Origin of the sequence: Turicibacter sp. GALT-G1, assembly GCF_025594995.1 — a bacterium.
In the GTDB taxonomy this organism is placed as follows: domain Bacteria; phylum Bacillota_I; class Bacilli_A; order MOL361; family Turicibacteraceae; genus Turicibacter; species Turicibacter bilis.
In genome coordinates, this window is the sequence record NZ_JAMQUS010000056.1 from 24,790 (window position 1) to 42,254 (window position 17,465).

The 17,465-nt window shown below is 33.9% G+C and carries 11 protein-coding genes; 4 read left to right on the forward strand and 7 right to left on the reverse strand.

The genetic code is table 11. The features are described 5' to 3' along the window. Nucleotides 1–47 precede the first annotated feature (47 nt). On the reverse strand, nt 48–2,402 hold the full coding sequence (locus NEH74_RS10145) for an ABC transporter permease (RefSeq protein ID WP_055305366.1): 2,355 nt from the start codon (nt 2,400–2,402) through the stop codon (nt 48–50). Further along, complete coding sequence (locus tag NEH74_RS10150; RefSeq protein ID WP_370456856.1) at nt 2,402–3,106, reverse strand: ABC transporter ATP-binding protein; 705 nt, start codon at nt 3,104–3,106, stop codon at nt 2,402–2,404. The genes NEH74_RS10145 and NEH74_RS10150 overlap by 1 nt, the downstream gene beginning before the upstream one ends. 204 nt (nt 3,107–3,310) lie before the next feature. Here NEH74_RS10150 and NEH74_RS10155 point away from each other — a divergent pair, with 204 nt between their 5' ends. The 4 genes from NEH74_RS10155 to NEH74_RS10170 all read left to right on the forward strand — a co-directional run bounded on the left by NEH74_RS10155 (nt 3,311) and on the right by NEH74_RS10170 (nt 10,019). Beyond that, on the forward strand, nt 3,311–5,038 hold the full coding sequence (locus NEH74_RS10155; RefSeq protein ID WP_055305365.1) for a B12-binding domain-containing radical SAM protein: 1,728 nt from the start codon (nt 3,311–3,313) through the stop codon (nt 5,036–5,038). 242 nt (nt 5,039–5,280) lie between these two features. Beyond that, a complete protein-coding gene (locus NEH74_RS10160; RefSeq protein ID WP_055305364.1) occupies nt 5,281–6,645 on the forward strand; it encodes a TrkH family potassium uptake protein in 1,365 nt (454 codons plus the stop codon). 490 nt (nt 6,646–7,135) lie between these two features. Beyond that, nucleotides 7,136–7,864 (forward strand): GntR family transcriptional regulator, encoded by a 729-nt coding sequence (locus tag NEH74_RS10165; protein ID WP_055243367.1) that lies wholly within the window; start codon nt 7,136–7,138, stop codon nt 7,862–7,864. 481 nt (nt 7,865–8,345) lie between these two features. Beyond that, entirely contained in the window at nt 8,346–10,019 is a 1,674-nt protein-coding gene (locus NEH74_RS10170) for a ribonuclease J (protein WP_256656463.1), read from the forward strand. A gap of 26 nt (nt 10,020–10,045) precedes the next feature. On the opposite strand, the gene NEH74_RS10175 is transcribed toward NEH74_RS10170, so the two are convergent. From NEH74_RS10175 to NEH74_RS10195, 5 genes are all read right to left on the reverse strand, one after another. Beyond that, nucleotides 10,046–10,837, reverse strand: a complete 792-nt coding sequence (locus NEH74_RS10175; protein WP_055243365.1) for a hypothetical protein — start codon at nt 10,835–10,837, stop codon at nt 10,046–10,048. A gap of 240 nt (nt 10,838–11,077) precedes the next feature. Then, the gene (locus NEH74_RS10180; protein WP_055305362.1) at nt 11,078–13,912 is read right to left on the reverse strand and encodes a hypothetical protein; all 2,835 of its coding nucleotides are present in this window, start codon (nt 13,910–13,912) and stop codon (nt 11,078–11,080) included. Nucleotides 13,913–14,058: 146 nt separating this feature from the next. Beyond that, nucleotides 14,059–14,805, reverse strand: a complete 747-nt coding sequence (tpiA, locus tag NEH74_RS10185; protein WP_055243363.1) for a triose-phosphate isomerase — start codon at nt 14,803–14,805, stop codon at nt 14,059–14,061. Nucleotides 14,806–14,897: 92 nt separating this feature from the next. Continuing rightward, nucleotides 14,898–16,109 (reverse strand): phosphoglycerate kinase, encoded by a 1,212-nt coding sequence (locus NEH74_RS10190; protein WP_055243362.1) that lies wholly within the window; start codon nt 16,107–16,109, stop codon nt 14,898–14,900. A 78-nt stretch (nt 16,110–16,187) separates the two neighbouring features. Next, nucleotides 16,188–17,411, reverse strand: a complete 1,224-nt coding sequence (locus tag NEH74_RS10195) for a competence/damage-inducible protein A (protein ID WP_055305361.1) — start codon at nt 17,409–17,411, stop codon at nt 16,188–16,190. Nucleotides 17,412–17,465: the final 54 nt, after the last annotated feature.

Here is a 17,465-nt window from a genome sequence, read left to right on the forward strand (position 1 = left end):
TCTTTAGAATATCACAAAACATATAGATTTTGAATATGAAATACAAACTAATACTTTAAAACCTCATGTAATGAAATTTTATCAAGCTGAACTTTTGAACACTTCATGGCAATCAAGTAAGTCATCATAACCGTAAGTCCCCCAATAATAGTTTGAGCCATTGTAAAATCCGTTGGAATTGCCATTGGAAGTTCGGAAGCAATCAGCGTCATAATATAATCGACTCCTGCTCTAGTTAGGGGAATACTCAATAAATAAGCTATCATCACAAAGGGGAAATAGATCGTTAACACCATTTTCGAAATCTCATTCTCACAGTATCCCATCACTTTAAGAATCGAAATCTGTTTCTGATTTTCATCAATAATAAATGTTGTAATCAATATCATCATAATGCTACCCAAAATAACAGCAACAACTACCATAATCATTAACGAGACTTGAATCATGTCCATTCCAACTTCTATATTTCTCGCTAGATCATCGATGGAAAAAATATAAGAAAGGTTTTTATCACTATCCGGTCGATCATTACTCCATTTTCCATTATAAACACCCGCTTCAAGATCTAGATTTCTAATTAAGCCATTAAGACTTGTATAGAGCATCGGACCATTGTAGTGATTAACAATCCCAACCACCGGATAACTGAGCACCTTTCCTTTAACTTGAAGAGACAGTTCATCACCTATTTGTAATGAATAGGCACGAGCAATAAACTCGTTAATAATCACACCATCTTTCGCCAAAGAGGTAATTTCTTCGCCCGCCGCATTATAAAGCGGATTGATAAAGTTATAAGGATCGATACCGTACAAACAGAAAGCTGTATTTTTCTCATCTAAAATCGGTTCTACCATATATTCTAAAAATGGAGTTTCTGTCTCAGTAAATGGTTTGTTAATTAACTTGTTGTACTTAATTTGATAACTGTAATTAACGTTTTTAAACGCCTTATCCACAATATTCTCTACTGACTTAAAAGCGATTGAGGAAAAAACAAGGAAACTACTTGCTACTAGCACAATACTAAACAATGAAAGTATTTTTCCAATATTCCTAAAAGCCAATGAATATTTAAATCTTGTTTCAAAATCAAATGGCTTTAAAAACTTCATTAACCATTTAGAAACTGTTGAAATTTTCAAGTAACTACTTTCTCTCATTAACTTCAATGGTTCATCTTTAAGTAAAACTAATAAGATTACAAAACTTGCAAATCCAACAACAATCATCGGATAGATAATACCGCCTAACACTAACTCTTTCTTAAAATAAAAGCGAATCAATGGAACAATATAACTTGTCATATAAGTATTGGTCAACATAGCTGCTACACCTATCCCCAAAAAGAAACCGATTAAACTACCAATGATGGTAGCAAGGAGCGGATAGGTGACATAACTGACTGCAATCTGAAATGAACTATATCCTATGGCTTTTAAAACACCAATTTGAACACGTTCTGCATTAATTCTCTTTTTCATGACTAGCACAATGACAATGACAGACATCATCAATAATAATCCTGTAAAGGTCATTGATAATAATTGATTACTACTTAAATGAGCATTAACGGTACTAATTCTAACATTAATATCTTTGCTCATCGCATACGACACTCCTTGAGTATCTGAAATTTGAGAGACAACAGATTCTAAGTCATCTACATCATGATTGAAATAACCACTATATAAGACCCATTGCTTTTCATTAAAGGCTTCATAAGCTGTTTCTGTCACAATAGCAATCGTCTCACGGGCTGGCTCATACAAAGGATTGTCATAATTAAAAATCGGATAAATATAATCTGGAACGGCAACAAAAGCTGAAATGACAAATGATTTATCATTTAATAAGATTGAATCACCAATACTTAATTCATTAGCATCCGCATACGTTTTAAAAATAGCTACTTCGTCGTTTTTGATTGGCAACTCTCCATCTAATATATACGTTAGATTAACTGAATCAGTCTGCTTAATGACACGATAATCATACGTTTGTCCATTGACCTCTGTTATCACATCACGATAAAATCGACCTTCAAAGGTCACATCAAACTCATTACTTAAAATCTCTAATTGATCATCATAATAATCAATTAACGTATATTCATATTCTTTCATTAACTGACTTTTGGATTGATCAGCTAAAGCAGAGACACTAATCCCCTTCCTTGAAATCATCTCTTTAATATCGTTAGTTGTTGGAGCAGATAAGACAACAAAGAAATCTTCCTGATTCATTTTCTGAGTATAGTCAGTTAAGAAATAACTAACTGATGAGATTGATCCCTGTAAAGCGACATAAATAAAAGAGGCCATCATAATTAAGGCAACAATAGATAAGAATTGAAAAGGTTTCTGACGAATAGTTCGTAATAGATTCTTTGATAACATTAAGCCCAACTCACTTCAGAGGCACGCTTTTTATGAGTATTATGTCTAACTTCAACAATCTCACCTGACTTCATGCGGACCACTTTATCTGCCATATCTGCAATTCCTAAATTATGAGTAATTAAAAAGATAGTCGTCTGAAACTCTTCATTAATACGCTGTAATACTTCAAGCACTGTTTTACCTGTTTCCTCATCTAATGCCCCAGTTGGCTCATCACAAAATAAAATCGATGGATTTTTAGCAATCGCTCGTGCAATTGCCACCCGTTGCTGCTGTCCCCCCGATAATTGATACGGAAACTGACTAAATAAATCATCAAGCATCACTTCTTGTAACACCTTTTCAACATCTAATGGATGATGACTTAAACGGGCTCCTACTTCTACATTCTCAAACACAGTCATATTTGGCATAAGATTATACTGTTGAAAAATAAACCCTAATTCTTTTCGTCGAAAATTTGTTAGTTGAGAGCCTTTCATCTTTGTAATCTCTTCTCCATTAACAATAATCGTCCCATCATTCACATCATCAAGACCTCCACTAACATGAAGAAGTGTTGATTTCCCTGAACCCGAAGGACCTAATACAACCACAAACTCCCCTTTATTAACTTCTAAATTGATATCTTTTAAAGCAGCTGTTTCAATATCACCTGCTCGATAGTTTTTGCATACGTTTTGAATAGAAATTAACATCATCTCACCTACCTCATCTAAAGACATTCTAGATTCAGTATTAACATAAAAAGGAATTTTATACCTTTTATAACCATAAATATTTTATTTTTCAATGATCATTTCATTCTTGTCTACCGCTCCATTTTAAAAGGCTATAAAAAGATATAGGTTTCTAAAGTTCGTTTATGCTAAAATGAAAAGGATAAAAAGATGAGGTGTTACATAATGTCCATTATATTAACTACGCTAAATTCAAAATATATTCATACTAACTTAGCCATTCGTTATTTAAAAGCAAATGCTCCAGAATTCGATATCACACTAAGAGAATATACACTGAAAGATACACTCGAAAATATTCTTGAAGATTTATTATCACGTAAACCAAAAATCATTGGATTCAGTGTTTATATTTGGAACGTAGAAAAAACGTTACAATTAATTAAGCTTTTAAAAGAAAAAGATCCCACGTTAACTATCTTCATGGGAGGTCCGGAAGTTTCTTATGATTTCGATGTTTGGTTCTCAAGAAGCCCAATTGATTACATTATTTATGGTGAAGGTGAGCTCTCATTTAAAGAATTAATGGAAGCTTTACACGGAAGACGTGAGGTGTCAGAGGTACGAGGAATTGTCTATCGTAATCTGGTGACAAATGAGCCTGTGCAAAACCCAGCTGCACCAATTCTTGATCCGAAAGAAATATTATCACCATTTTATTTTGAAGAAGATATCCCACACTTACCAAATCGTATTCAATATATTGAAACGTCTCGTGGATGTCCTTACTCATGTCAATATTGTTTAGCTTCTGTGGATAACAAAGTTCGTTATTTTGATATGGAAAAAGTCAAAGATGAAATCCGTTATTTAATGAAAAATGGCGCAAAAACATTCAAATTCTTAGATCGTACCTTCAATATTAATAAAAAATATGCACTAGAGATGTTTAATTTTATCATCGAAGAGCATTTACCAGGAACACAATTCCAATTCGAAATAACGGCTGATATCATGCCAACTGAATTAATTGACTATTTAAATGAGCATGCTCCTGCTGGATTATTCCGTTTTGAAATTGGAATTCAATCTACTTATGAACTCACGAACCAATTAGTTAAACGTCGCCAAAACTTCGATAAACTGACAACAAATATTTTACGTATTAAAGAAGGTGAAAAGATTATTCTTCACCTCGATTTAATCGCCGGATTACCAGAAGAGCCTTACGATCGTTTCGAACAATCATTTAACGATGTTTTCGACTTACGTCCAGAAGAATTACAACTTGGTTTCTTAAAAATGTTACGTGGAACAGGGCTTCGTAAACAGGCCAATGAATTTGGATATGAATATGATGAATTCGCTCCATATGAAATGAAACGAAATAATGCATTATCAGAAGAAGACGTCCATAACATACATTTAGCAGAAGAAATTTTAGAGCGATACTGGAATGCACATCGCATGGATTATACAATAGCTTACTTAGTAGATGGACCATTTAAGGCTTCGCCTTTTGCATTCATGCAACAATTTGGAGCCTATTGGGAAAATCGATATTCTTGGATTAAATATCAACTAAGTGATTTATTTATACGATTATACGATTACTTAGAAAGTATCTCTTACGAAGAGTTACAAACCGTTCTTTCATACATGAAACTTGATTATTTAGCACAAAGTAAAATCAAACCAAAAATTTGGTGGGAAGATCGTCTAAACAAACAAGAACGTCGTCAAATTGTTAATCGTCTAGCTGAAAAATCGGAAAAAATGATTGATTTACTTAAACATCACCAAATTAACTTACCGGATATGTTCAAATATGCCGTTGTTGAACCGATTTATTTAGATGAAACTTTAAAACCAACAGATGAACTTCACTATCTAATCGTCGTTTACTTACCAAATCATCCGACTTACTATTATATTATCAAAGAAGTAATTTAGATAGATTAATGCTCTTCATTAAACACAATAGACTTAAAATTATCCAACGTCCTTCATACAGGCTGATATAAACCTTAAATTTTTTACGATGGGCAAAAATGACAATTTCTTATATGGATAATAACGTTTTAAACCGCAATAATTGTTAAATTTTACACATCTTTAAATTTATTAATGATATAATCATGTTTGAATAAATTAATATCTCGTTATGCTTTTCAACTATTAAAGGGAGTGCAACCATGTTTATCTTTAAAAAGATTAGAAATCTACTTCATTCCACCCCGACACGTTTAATTGCTGGATACTATTTCTTATTCACGGTCGGGTTTGCCATCTTACTTTGGCTACCATTTAGTCTTCAAGAAGGAGCGTCAATATCCTTTCTCGATGCCCTCTTCGTTTCAACGAGTGGACTTAGCAATACTGGATTATCACCTATCTCTACAGTTGAAACATTTAGTCTTCCAGGAATCTTAATTCTTGCATTAAATCTCCAAATTGGAGGACTTGGACTTATGATGATTTCAACAGCTATTTGGTTATTAGCTGGTCATAAAATTTCAACTCGGGAACGAGCACTTATCATGACTGATCAAAATCAAATCAATCTAAGTGGTGTTGTCAAACTCGTTAAATCGGTTTTAATCTCATTCTTAGTGATTGAATTTATCTTTATGCTTATACTCGGAAATTACTTTTACTTTGCAGGATATTACCCCGTTTACTGGATAGCCATGCTTGAAGGATTCTTCACAACTGTTTCATCGATTACGAACTCAGGATTTGACATTACAGGAGCGTCATTAATTCCTTTCCAAAATGATTATTTTGTTCAAACTTTACTTATGTTTTTAATGTTCTTTGGCGCAATGGGATTCCCAGTTATTCTAGATATTCAAAAATACTTCAACTGTAAAAAAACAAAGCAACGATTTAAATTCTCAATTTATACTAAACTAACAATGATTACAACCATTATTTTATGGATTGTTGGAATTATCGGATTCTACATTTTTGAATACAATCATTTCTTGGCAGATAAGGGGCTTATTGAAGGATTCTTCTATGCGACATTCAATTCATTAAGTACTCGTAATGCTGGATTTGCAACGTTTGATATGAATGCTTTCTCAACTGCTACTTTAACAATGTTCTGTGGTTTAATGTTTATCGGTTCTTCTCCAAACTCATCAGGTGGGGGAATTCGTACCACAACATTCGCTTTAATGGTTTTAGCTATTTTATCATTTGCTCGCGGAAAACAATATGTTAATATATATGGAAGAGAAATTGAGACACAGACCGTTTATAAATCATTCATGATTTATATTGTTGCTACTTTAATTGTTTGTCTCTCGACACTTCTTATCTGTGCAAGTGATTCATTCTCATTAATGGAAATCTTCTTCGAAGTCTGCTCAGCCTTCGGTACAACAGGATTATCAATGGGAATCACAGGTAGCTTAACGGTATTTGCTAAAATTGTCCTTATCGCCACTATGTTCATCGGACGTATTGGAATCATTACTTTCTTAATGATCTTCCGTGCAAATGCTCATCCAGCTAAAGTTCGTTATCCAAAAGCAGACATAATAATTGGATAATTTATGAATTTGAACATTTTTGTACAATGAAAGTACTTTCATATGGTAAATTAAAGGTAGGAGCTCATTTGATTGAGTGACTACCTTTTTTTATTACTTCCATTATTCAAGTATGAAAAATTAACAGTGCTTATCTTTTTTTCTTTGAAGCAATATATAATTAGATTTAAAGTTAGGTTATACAGTAAATGATTAGATTAATTTATCCTAACCAGCTAAAATGAAGTTAGTAGGTTATTTCTTATCCTAATCTCCATGATTACGATTTATTTACCTAGTAGCATGATTAAAAAGTAAGCAAATTAGCTCATACTTTTAATAATAAATTATATTAAGTAGATTCATTTAGTAATACTTCAATCAAGTGATATAACATAGAGAAACATCCATCTGTTTTAATTTTAAGTTATTTAAATTATTGATAAATAACACTAAAAACATTATGATATTATTAAATGATACCGTTTTTACAAAAATAGGAGGAGATAACATGGTACTTGATCGTTCAAAAGATTCTAAACCATTGTACTTACAAATTAAAGATATCTTAAAACACAAGATTATCAATAATGAATATGCTGTCGGAAGTACAATTCCATCAGAGAATGAATTAGAGGATATGTTTGGGGTAAGCCGTATGACGATTCGTCAAGCTGTTAATGAATTAGTTAACGAAGGTCTTTTAAGAAAAGAACGCGGACGCGGAAAAGGAACCGTCGTACTATCAAATGCAATTGCTGATAAATTATCAACAGTAAAAAGTTTTACTCAAAAAATGCAAGAACAAGGATTAGTATTAAAAAATAAGCAAATTAATATTTCATTAGTCACACCAGATGAAACAGTTGCTGCTGCATTAAATATTGATCCGAGTGAACAAGTTTTACGATTAAGCCGTATTCGTATGGTTAATAACGATATTATTATGTTCTCCATCTCTTATATTCCAGGATTTTTAAATTTACCATTCGATGCTGAATTATATGGATCACTTTATCAATTACTATCGGCACAAAACATTCAAATTTCTCATGCTGAAGAATATATCGAGGCCATGCTTGCTGATGACTTAATTAGCCAAGCACTAGAAATTTCATTAAACGATGCAGTACTAAAACGCACTCGTATTAGCCAAGACCAATATAATCGTAATATCGAATACACAACAACATATTACCGCTCAGATAAATATAAATACGTCGTTGAATTAACAGTCTAACTAAAAGTCATCTCTGAAGAGATGACTTTTTTATTTGATTTAAAATCAGTCAATTACCCGCTTCACAATCATCGTGACCAATGAAGTCATATCCATATCCTTATACGTTTCATCAATACACTCTTTCTAAAATTGAACATGGATCTCGTGATCACACTCTCTTACTTCTATCCAACCTTCTCCTCTTGTCTGGAGAAGCAATATAAATACATCCTATCCCCTTCGACTCCTCCAAAGATATTTTCAGTATACATTTTTAACTTTCTATTGTCTCTAATCCCTCATCCATTCTTAGATTCAAAAGTTTCATCTACTCCTTGTCTTGATTCTCATCCCTTTTCTAACTCAAAAATGTGTTAACTCCACTTTCATACTATCACCTCTTAAAATACATTTTTCACCATACTTATGCCATATCTTCAGTTTGGTATACGATTTCCGAATGCAATCATACTAATAGTAGCAACTCAAATTAAAGAAGGTGTTAAAATTGGAAGAAACTCAAAAACTTAAAGTCATCCCACTGGGTGGTCTTGGTGAGATTGGTAAAAATATGACTGCCATTGAATATGATGACGAACTCATTGTCATTGATTGCGGAATAGCCTTTCCTGATGAAGATATGTATGGAGTTGATTTAATCATTCCAGATATCTCATACCTTATTGAAAATGAATCGAAACTTAAGGGAATCTTCATTACACATGGTCATGAAGATCATATTGGAGCTATTCCCTTCATCTTAAAACAAGTCAATATCCCCATCTATGGAACACGACTAACCATTGGTTTGATTGAAAATAAACTCAAAGAGCACGGCTTACTAGCTACAACCTCACTAAATATCATTAAACCTCGTGAAAGTGCTAAGTTTAATCATTTAGAAGTGGAATTTATTCGTAACACCCATAGTATCGCAGATTCTTGTTCACTAGCCATTCATACCCCTGTCGGAATCATCTTCCATACTGGGGATTTCAAAGTTGACTTAACTCCAATTGATAATGAGCCGATGGATTTTGAACGTATCTCTGAACTTGCTAAAGAAGGAATTCTTCTTCTGATGTCAGATAGTACAAACGTTGAGCGTAAAGGCTATACGATGTCCGAACGTGCAATCAGTGAGACTTTTACAAAACTCTTTGAACATGCCACAGGTCGTATTATTGTCGCCACGTTTGCATCAAATATTCATCGTATGCAACAAATCATTGATGCATCTAAACGATATAACCGTAAAGTCGCTTTTAGTGGACGTAGCATGGAAAATATCTCTAAAGTCGCGACTGAACTGGGCTATCTTCATATCGATGATGACCAACTTGTTAATATCCATAATATCAATAGTGTAGCAGATGATGAATTAACGTTAATTGTGACAGGTAGTCAAGGTGAACCAATGGGCGCTTTAGCACGTATTGCTTTCTCTAATCATCGCCACATTAAGTTAAAACCAAATGACCTATTTATTATTTCAGCTTCACCAATTCCGGGAAATGACAAATTAATTGGACGTGTCATCAATGAGCTCTATCGTAAAGGATGTAACGTCATCTATAAAGATTTAGAAGCTGTTCACGTATCAGGTCATGCCTGCCAAGAAGAGCTCAAACTAATACTTAGACTAACCCATCCGAAATTCTTTATGCCCGTTCACGGAGAATACCGACATCTTGTTCATCATAAAAACCTTGCTGAAAAGGTTGGAATTCCGAAAGACAACATTGTTGTCTTATCCACAGGTCAAGTTCTTGAGCTAACACCTCACAGTGCTGAAGTTAATGGGCGTGTTCGCACAGGAGCTATCTTCGTTGATGGAATCGGTGTTGGAGATGTTGGAAATGTTGTCTTACGCGACCGCCGAATGCTTGCCGAAGGTGGAATGTTAATCGTTGTCGCCACAATTGATAAAGAATCAAAAACATTAGTCAGTGAGCCTTATATTGTAACACGTGGATTTGTTTATGTTAAAGAATCAGAAGATTTAATGAACGAAGTCAAACAAATTACTCAAACCGAAATTGAAATGCTTCTTGAAAATGAAACAAATGAAATTCTCGTGATGAAAAACCGTATTAAAAAAGCACTCGAACGTTACTTGTATGAAAAAACAAAACGTCGTCCAAGTATCTTCCCAATTATCATGGAAGTCTGACATAAAAAAGGTATCTGAATTTATTATCAGATACCTTTTTCTATGATTTCTAGTAAAGCATTAGGTCCTTTATCGAGTAATTCTTCAAGTTTTCCGCCTTGTTCACAATATGAAATTACAGCGAACATTCCTGAAATCGAGGCATACTTGTCCCAGAATGAACCTGTATTTGCTTTCGAGAATGCTTCAGGAGTTAAGGCATATTCTTGTGTTAAGTAATAACGTAATTTTTGATACACTGACTCACGTCTATTGTTCATTTTGTCTGTATGCCAATCTAATGATAACACATCCTCTTTATATGATAGGAAATGCGCAATTCCTTCATCAAAGACAAGTTGTTTTAAAACATTAACCTTTGGTAAATGCTTAGAGTATGGATATCTTTGGCTCATTAAGACATGTGAAAGCTCATGCGTTAGAAAATCAGCTGCAATGAAATCAAGTTCCTCTAAACTGTCAGCATACGTACATAAACGAACTAAATCTAAAATAATGCAACGCATTCCAGACTGATCTTCCCTGACCACCCCATCATAAGGTTTCGGTGATCCAGCAATTAAATAAATTGCAGTTGTATCTGGAATTTGCATATCACCAAATACTTGGTGCCATAATGCTTCATTTAATGGTTTGAAATTATATAATCTATTTTGAATAGTCTCATATAAATGAACTAATAGCTCTTTATTCACATATGATGGTTCTTCAAATGTATATTGTCCAGGTACAATTGTATGATAAATCCAATGTTCCTTTACTGCATCTAAATTTCCATGTTCTAAAAATGAATCAATAATCTCAGTTTTAATAATCATTAAGGCTCCACCCCCTCTATTATTTTACCATAATTTTATACCTAACAGAGTCCACTCGATAAACCTCTACAAAATTTATCCAAAATTATTAGTACATAGGGAATCATGTTCCTAAATACCTATCATAAATAAAGTTTAAAGTAATACTACATAAAAAATTTTTACTACTAAAATCACAACTAGCATTTAACATAATAAAAAAAGGACCCCTGAAATCAATTCAAGAATCCTTCCTACTTCTTAAGAATTTTTATTAAGATTAACACAGATGGCTATGACACTGAGGATAGCTATTGTACCAATCGCAATTAGCTCGATCCAATTTTTTGAATACTCTAACCGTAAATAATCAATCTTCACTTCAGAACCATACTCACCATTTGAGATAATCCAAAACTGAAGATTTAACTTACTTTCTAATTCTTCTTTTGATAATGCCTTCTCTAAAGCTTTATTAATATCGTAAGTAAATGTACCTGTCTTATTTGTTGGATATTGTAAATAATAACCTCGATCACGACTTTCAACATAAACAAGCAATGACCATAATTGATCGGCTTCTTCGACCTTAATTTTGAACTGAGGTTTTTTGCTTAAATCAACTTCAAAGTAGCTCGTCTGCATTCCTCCGTTACCATTAGGATTTAAATTAAGCACATTAGCTGTTCCTTGATAATAATTAATTTTTGCTAGCGCATTAAGTCGTGATTGCCAATGTGTAATTTTTTGAGTCGTAAATGATGATTTCCATTCACGTTCTTTAAGAGGTTGTAATCCCTGATTAAAAATACGAATACTATTAACTGTAACATCTGAATCATCGCTATCTGCAACAATCGCTAACTGCACCTCATGTTTCCCTAATAAACTAAACCTTCCTGAATTTAATTTATTTAAAGCGTAGCTCATACTTGTAATAATATGTCCAGATTCAGTACTATCCTTTAACAAATAAAACTCTTGATCTGTGGATACATCTTTCAAAATCAATGACCATGTTCCTGTGAATCCTTCAACTTGTAAATCTAGCATTGGGACTTGGCTAAAGTCAATCTCAAATGGTTCGCTAATTGCACCACCATTACTTTTACGACCAATTACAACCTCTTTATATTCCTCACGTAATTGAATAGACCCCTCTTTATAAGATGTCCAATTTGCAAGATCGTGAGCATGAGCATTAATTAAATAGGGATTTTCCTCTTTCTGAATAAAGATTCGAGCATATGAATAATCTTTAACACCTGTATTCGTTGTTACCTCTGCTTCAAGTAAATGATAACCATTAACTAATTCATCGACTTTAACTACATAAGGTTGTGTATAAGTCACATTTTTAAAGACAGGTCGACCATCAATATAAATCGTAATATCCGAAACAGCTGCATCATCCGTTGATTTAATTTCTAAATCAATTGGATAATTATCAGAAATCGGTTCGTACTGTGAGATTCCCACAATATTTGTTGCTACAGGCACATTAGCAGTGACACTATGTTCGACTTTACGATCAATTTTGTACTGATTATCTCCTTCGTCTACTGGAATTTCAAGCACAATAACTGCTTCAGTTGACTTAATTTGAATCTCTGTTTCTTTCGTTACATTTTGTTCAATAAATGTATGACTGACTAAATCATATAAATCAACAGTTCCGTCAGTTGTAACTCGGTAATTAACGACCTTTTCTTCATCATGAGGGTTAAATAATAAAAATAGTGGATTTTGTTTTTCCTTATCGACATAATACTCATTTGTATTTAAATCGGTCTTTAAAATTCCTTCTACATTTGTCGGTTCAATCATCGCAGCTAATAGCCCTAAATAAGCACCACTTAAAACAGATAATCTTTGATTGGCTGTTTCATTATCTTTTTGTACTTTTTCCATCGGAATTAAATTACCGTAAACGGGATCATCTACATCATAAAAAAGGTTTAGATTTTGAGTCACTTGTAATAAGTAACGACCAACTTCAACAGCGTAGCGTTGATCATACTTTAACATAGGTACTAAGGCTGTTGCTCCGACAATACTTTGAAACGAATATGGTGTTCCTCCATACTGTGTACGCTCCCCGATTAATCCTGTTGCAAAATCTCCATTAAATGTTCCATATTCATGGCGATAGTCACTTTCAGTGAAGAAAAATTCCATATATTTCGCGGTATTAAAATGATATTCTTCAACTGAATTCAAACGTGCTGATAAATATGGAAGATATAAATAAAGCAGTTCATAGCCAGGATTTCGTTGGAATTCGTCCATATAATTCATACACAGCGTTGCTGCTTTAATATACTTTCGATCATTAAACTTCTCAAATGCATAATATTGAAGTAAAGCAATTCCTGCTGCAGCATCCGGTTCTATCCATTCACCGTTATCAAAAGGACATTTATTTTTAAAGTCATATCCCGTATATCCAAAATCAACAATTCCATCTGAGCCACCTAAATCCATCACGACTTCATACCATGTATCCGCAATATTTCGAAGCATTGCATCGGAATCTACAGTCGCCTCATAACGATCCATTAACATGAAGTAAGCTAGGGCAGGATAGATTTGTTGCCAAAAACTCAACTCCGTACTATCCATATTTTGATAATTCAATAGAGTTCCTTCACCATTTTCAATATTGTAGTAAGACTCAACAAACTGAACTAAATTATTTAATTGCTCCTCACCAATTCTCTCCTTATTAAGCTTCTCTGCTGATAATAAAGCACCTATTAAGGTTAAAGCTTGTGTATATTCACCTTTTCTTTCTTCATCTGTGTAACTCACAATCCCAATGGATTCTCGCCCCGTATTCTTAGATTCTTTTTCAAGAAACATCAGATTATAGTCCTTCATATTAAATAACATCTCGTTAAACTTTGTCGCTCGTTCACGCCAATCTGTATACTGATAGCTAACTGGTAGATATGGAATATCATGTGTTGCCTGAATATATTTATAAAGAGTTTCTGACTTTGTTTCTTGTGCACTTACGGTTTGAGATCCAAAAGCAACCGTCATTATAAAACAAATAGCAGATAATCCAAATAAAAAAAGTCGCTTCAACTTCATCCCAATCACCTCAAATAATTGTTAATTTACTTCAATTAGTATTTACGATTATAAACTAATTATGTAGAAATTGGGCGAACTAACAAATCAAGAAATCAAAAAAGCCATCTTCTAAAAGAAGATGACTTTTATCTATCAAGTTAATATTAGAATTCTAATAATCCTAAGAATGATTCAACATCTAAAGAAGCTCCACCAACTAAAGCTCCATCGATTTCTGGTTGAGCCATTAAACCAGCAACTGTGCTAGGTTTAACTGATCCACCGTATTGGATACGGATAGCATCAGCAGCTTCTTGACCATGTTCGCGAGCTACAACTGAACGGATGTATCCGATAGTTTCGTTAGCTTGCTCGTTAGTAGCAGTTAATCCAGTTCCGATAGCCCAGATTGGTTCGTATGCGATAACTGTTTCTTTAACTTGCTCTAATGATAATCCTTCTAAAGCACGTTTGATTTGAGAATCAACTACTTGGTTAGTTGTTCCATTTTCACGCTCTTCTAAAGATTCCCCACAGCAAACGATTGGAACTAATCCGTTAGCAAATGCTGCATGAGTTTTTTTGTTAACTGTTTCATCAGTTTCGTTGAACATTTCACGACGCTCACTGTGTCCTAAGATAACATAAGTTACTCCTAAGTCTTTTAACATACCTGGAGCGATTTCTCCAGTGAATGCACCGTTAGCTTCGAAGTGCATATTTTGAGCACCAATACGTAAGTTTTCTCCTTGATGTTCAACTAATGAACGTAAGTATAATGCTGGCGCACAGATAGCAGTTTCTACTTTATCTGAGCTCGGCACTTTGTCTGCTACAGCTTTGATGAATTCTACAGCTTCATCATAGTTTTTGTTCATTTTCCAGTTTCCTGCGATGATTGGTTTTCTCATGAAACTCACCTCTATTAAATATTTTAGTATGTATCTTGTCGGAAAAAAGGAATTCACAAAAAGGTGAATTCCTTTGAGTTTAGCTTAAAAAATTATTTGCATCCGCATCCACAGCATTTATCGCTTAATGAAGCAACACCTGGTAATTCTTTACCTTCTAAATACTCTAAAGAAGCTCCTCCACCTGTTGAGATGTGAGAGAATTTGTCAGCGTATCCTAATTGCATTGCAGCAGCAGCTGAATCTCCACCACCGATGATTGTGATAGCACCTTCTAAGTTAGCGATAGCTTCACATACACCGATAGTTCCTTTAGCGAAGTTAGACATTTCGAATACACCCATTGGTCCATTCCATACAACTGTTTTAGCATCTTTTAATACATTAGAGAATAACTCAACAGTAGCAGGTCCAACATCTAATCCCATTTCGTCATCAGCTAATGCATCAACTGAAACTACGCGGAACTCAGTATCGTTAGAGAATTCTTTAGCAGCAACTGTATCGATAGGTAAAACTAATTTGTCTCCACCTTTTTCTAGTAAAGCTTTTGCTAATTCTAATTTATCTTCTTCACATAAAGATTTACCAATGTTTTTACCTTGAGCTTTAAGGAATGTGAACATCATTCCTCCACCAACTAATACTTTGTCAGCTTTATCTAATAAGTTTTCGATAACTCCGATTTTATCAGATACTTTAGCTCCACCTAAGATAGCAACCATTGGACGTTGAGGCGCATCAACAGCTCCACCGATAAATTCGATTTCTTTTTCTAATAAGAATCCAGCTACAGCTTCTAAGTTAGCAGAGATTCCAACGTTTGATGCATGAGCACGGTGTGCAGTACCGAATGCGTCATTTACGAAGATATCTCCTAAAGAAGCCCAGTATTTACCTAACTCAGGATCATTTTTAGATTCTTTTTTACCATCTAAATCTTCGAAACGAGTGTTTTCGAACATTAAAACTTCTCCATCTTTTAACTCAGCGATAGCAGCCTCTAATTCAGCTCCACGAGTTTCAGGGATGAATTTAACGTCTTGTCCTAATAACTCAGCTAAACGCTCAGCAGCTGGACGTAATGATTTAGATGCTTTATCTTCTTCAGATTTGATTTTTCCTAAGTGAGAGAATAAAATAGCACGTCCACCATTTTCTAAGATGTATTTGATTGTAGGTAATGCAGCTACGATACGGTTGTCATTTGTAATTTTTCCGTCTTTCATTGGTACGTTGAAGTCTACACGTACAAGGACTTTCTTTCCATTTAACTCAACATCTTTAACAGTTTTTTTGTTCATGTGATGAGTCCTCCTTAAATTATTTTTCACAATATTATTTTAACGCTTTTTTACATATAATTCAAACATTACCTTCTATTAAAGCGCTTTTATATAATGGTGAAGCCAATATAAAGCTTCCGCTACTGTGAGCTGTCTTATTTTTTCACGATTTCCATTAAAAATGTATGATTTTAAGAAAATTTGACCGCATATATTAATCGCGATATAAACTAGACCCACTGGTTTTAACTCACTTCCACCACCTGGTCCTGCAATTCCAGTTACACCAACTGTGATATCAGCACCCGTTAACTTTTCTAAATTGAATGCCATATCGCGTGCAATCTCTTCAGAAACTGCTCCAAACTCCATTAAACGATTCACATCAATGTTTAAACGATTTAATTTTGACTCATAACTATATGTCACGATTCCTTCTAAAAAGACGCTAGATGCTCCTGAAACGTTCACAAGAGTTGATGAAAGGAGACCACCACTGCAACTTTCAGCCGTTGCTATTTTCAATTGCTTTTCGTTCAGCAAGCTCACAATTTCTGTTGCAAGATCTGTATTTTGATCTCCAATATAGTAATCTTTCATAATTTCTTTAAACTCTTCATCAAAGGCTCTTAAATCCTCTTCATAAGCATCCACTGTAGAAACAATATAATCTACTTTATCAGGAGCACAATAAGGTGCAATATTTAGATGAGGGTAACGTTCATATAAGTGTAAAATCATTTCTTCTGCATAAGACTCTCCAATTCCACATAAACGATAGCTATTACTAATCTTACGCTCCTTAATCTGATCAATAAAATAAGGTCTTACACTCTCTGAAAACATTAATTCAAGCTCTGCTGGAGGTCCAGGTAATAAGAAAACTGATTTATTATCCCGCTTTAAAAATAATCCCGGTGCTGTTCCATTATTATTGGGTAAAACTAGTCCTTCTTTAAACTTATAAGCTTGACGATGATTATTATTTGGAATTTCTCTATTGCTACGTCTGAAATACTCACAAATACCTTTATAAATCTCATCATCATAAACTAGTTCTGTTTTAAAATACTTTGCAACCCCTTCACGTGATAAATCATCTACCGTTGGTCCTAATCCACCAATAGTAATCACTAAATCCGCATAGGTATATGCAATCTCTAACCCTCGAACAATTTCATCCTCTAGATCAGGAACTACTTGTTGATGAGTTACTTTTCCACCTAACTGTTCTACTTGTTTTGCAATAAAAGCACTATTCGTATTAATCGTTTTACCAGACAGCACTTCATTACCAATCGCTAAAATCGCAACATTCACACCGCTCACCTCTTGTTTAACATGAACTATTTCAGTTTTTTTATTCTAACTTAG

Bases quoted from the DNA above. Each gene is read 5' to 3' on its own strand.
- NEH74_RS10145 (WP_055305366.1), bottom strand. From the start codon at position 2,402: ATGTTATCAAAGAATCTATTACGAACTATTCGTCAGAAACCTTTTCAA.
- NEH74_RS10150 (WP_370456856.1), bottom strand. From the start codon at position 3,106: ATGATGTTAATTTCTATTCAAAACGTATGCAAAAACTATCGAGCAGGT.
- NEH74_RS10155 (WP_055305365.1), top strand. From the start codon at position 3,311: ATGTCCATTATATTAACTACGCTAAATTCAAAATATATTCATACTAAC.
- NEH74_RS10160 (WP_055305364.1), top strand. From the start codon at position 5,281: ATGTTTATCTTTAAAAAGATTAGAAATCTACTTCATTCCACCCCGACA.
- NEH74_RS10165 (WP_055243367.1), top strand. From the start codon at position 7,136: ATGGTACTTGATCGTTCAAAAGATTCTAAACCATTGTACTTACAAATT.
- NEH74_RS10175 (WP_055243365.1), bottom strand. From the start codon at position 10,837: ATGATTATTAAAACTGAGATTATTGATTCATTTTTAGAACATGGAAAT.
- NEH74_RS10180 (WP_055305362.1), bottom strand. From the start codon at position 13,912: ATGAAGTTGAAGCGACTTTTTTTATTTGGATTATCTGCTATTTGTTTT.
- tpiA (WP_055243363.1), bottom strand. From the start codon at position 14,805: ATGAGAAAACCAATCATCGCAGGAAACTGGAAAATGAACAAAAACTAT.
- NEH74_RS10190 (WP_055243362.1), bottom strand. From the start codon at position 16,109: ATGAACAAAAAAACTGTTAAAGATGTTGAGTTAAATGGAAAGAAAGTC.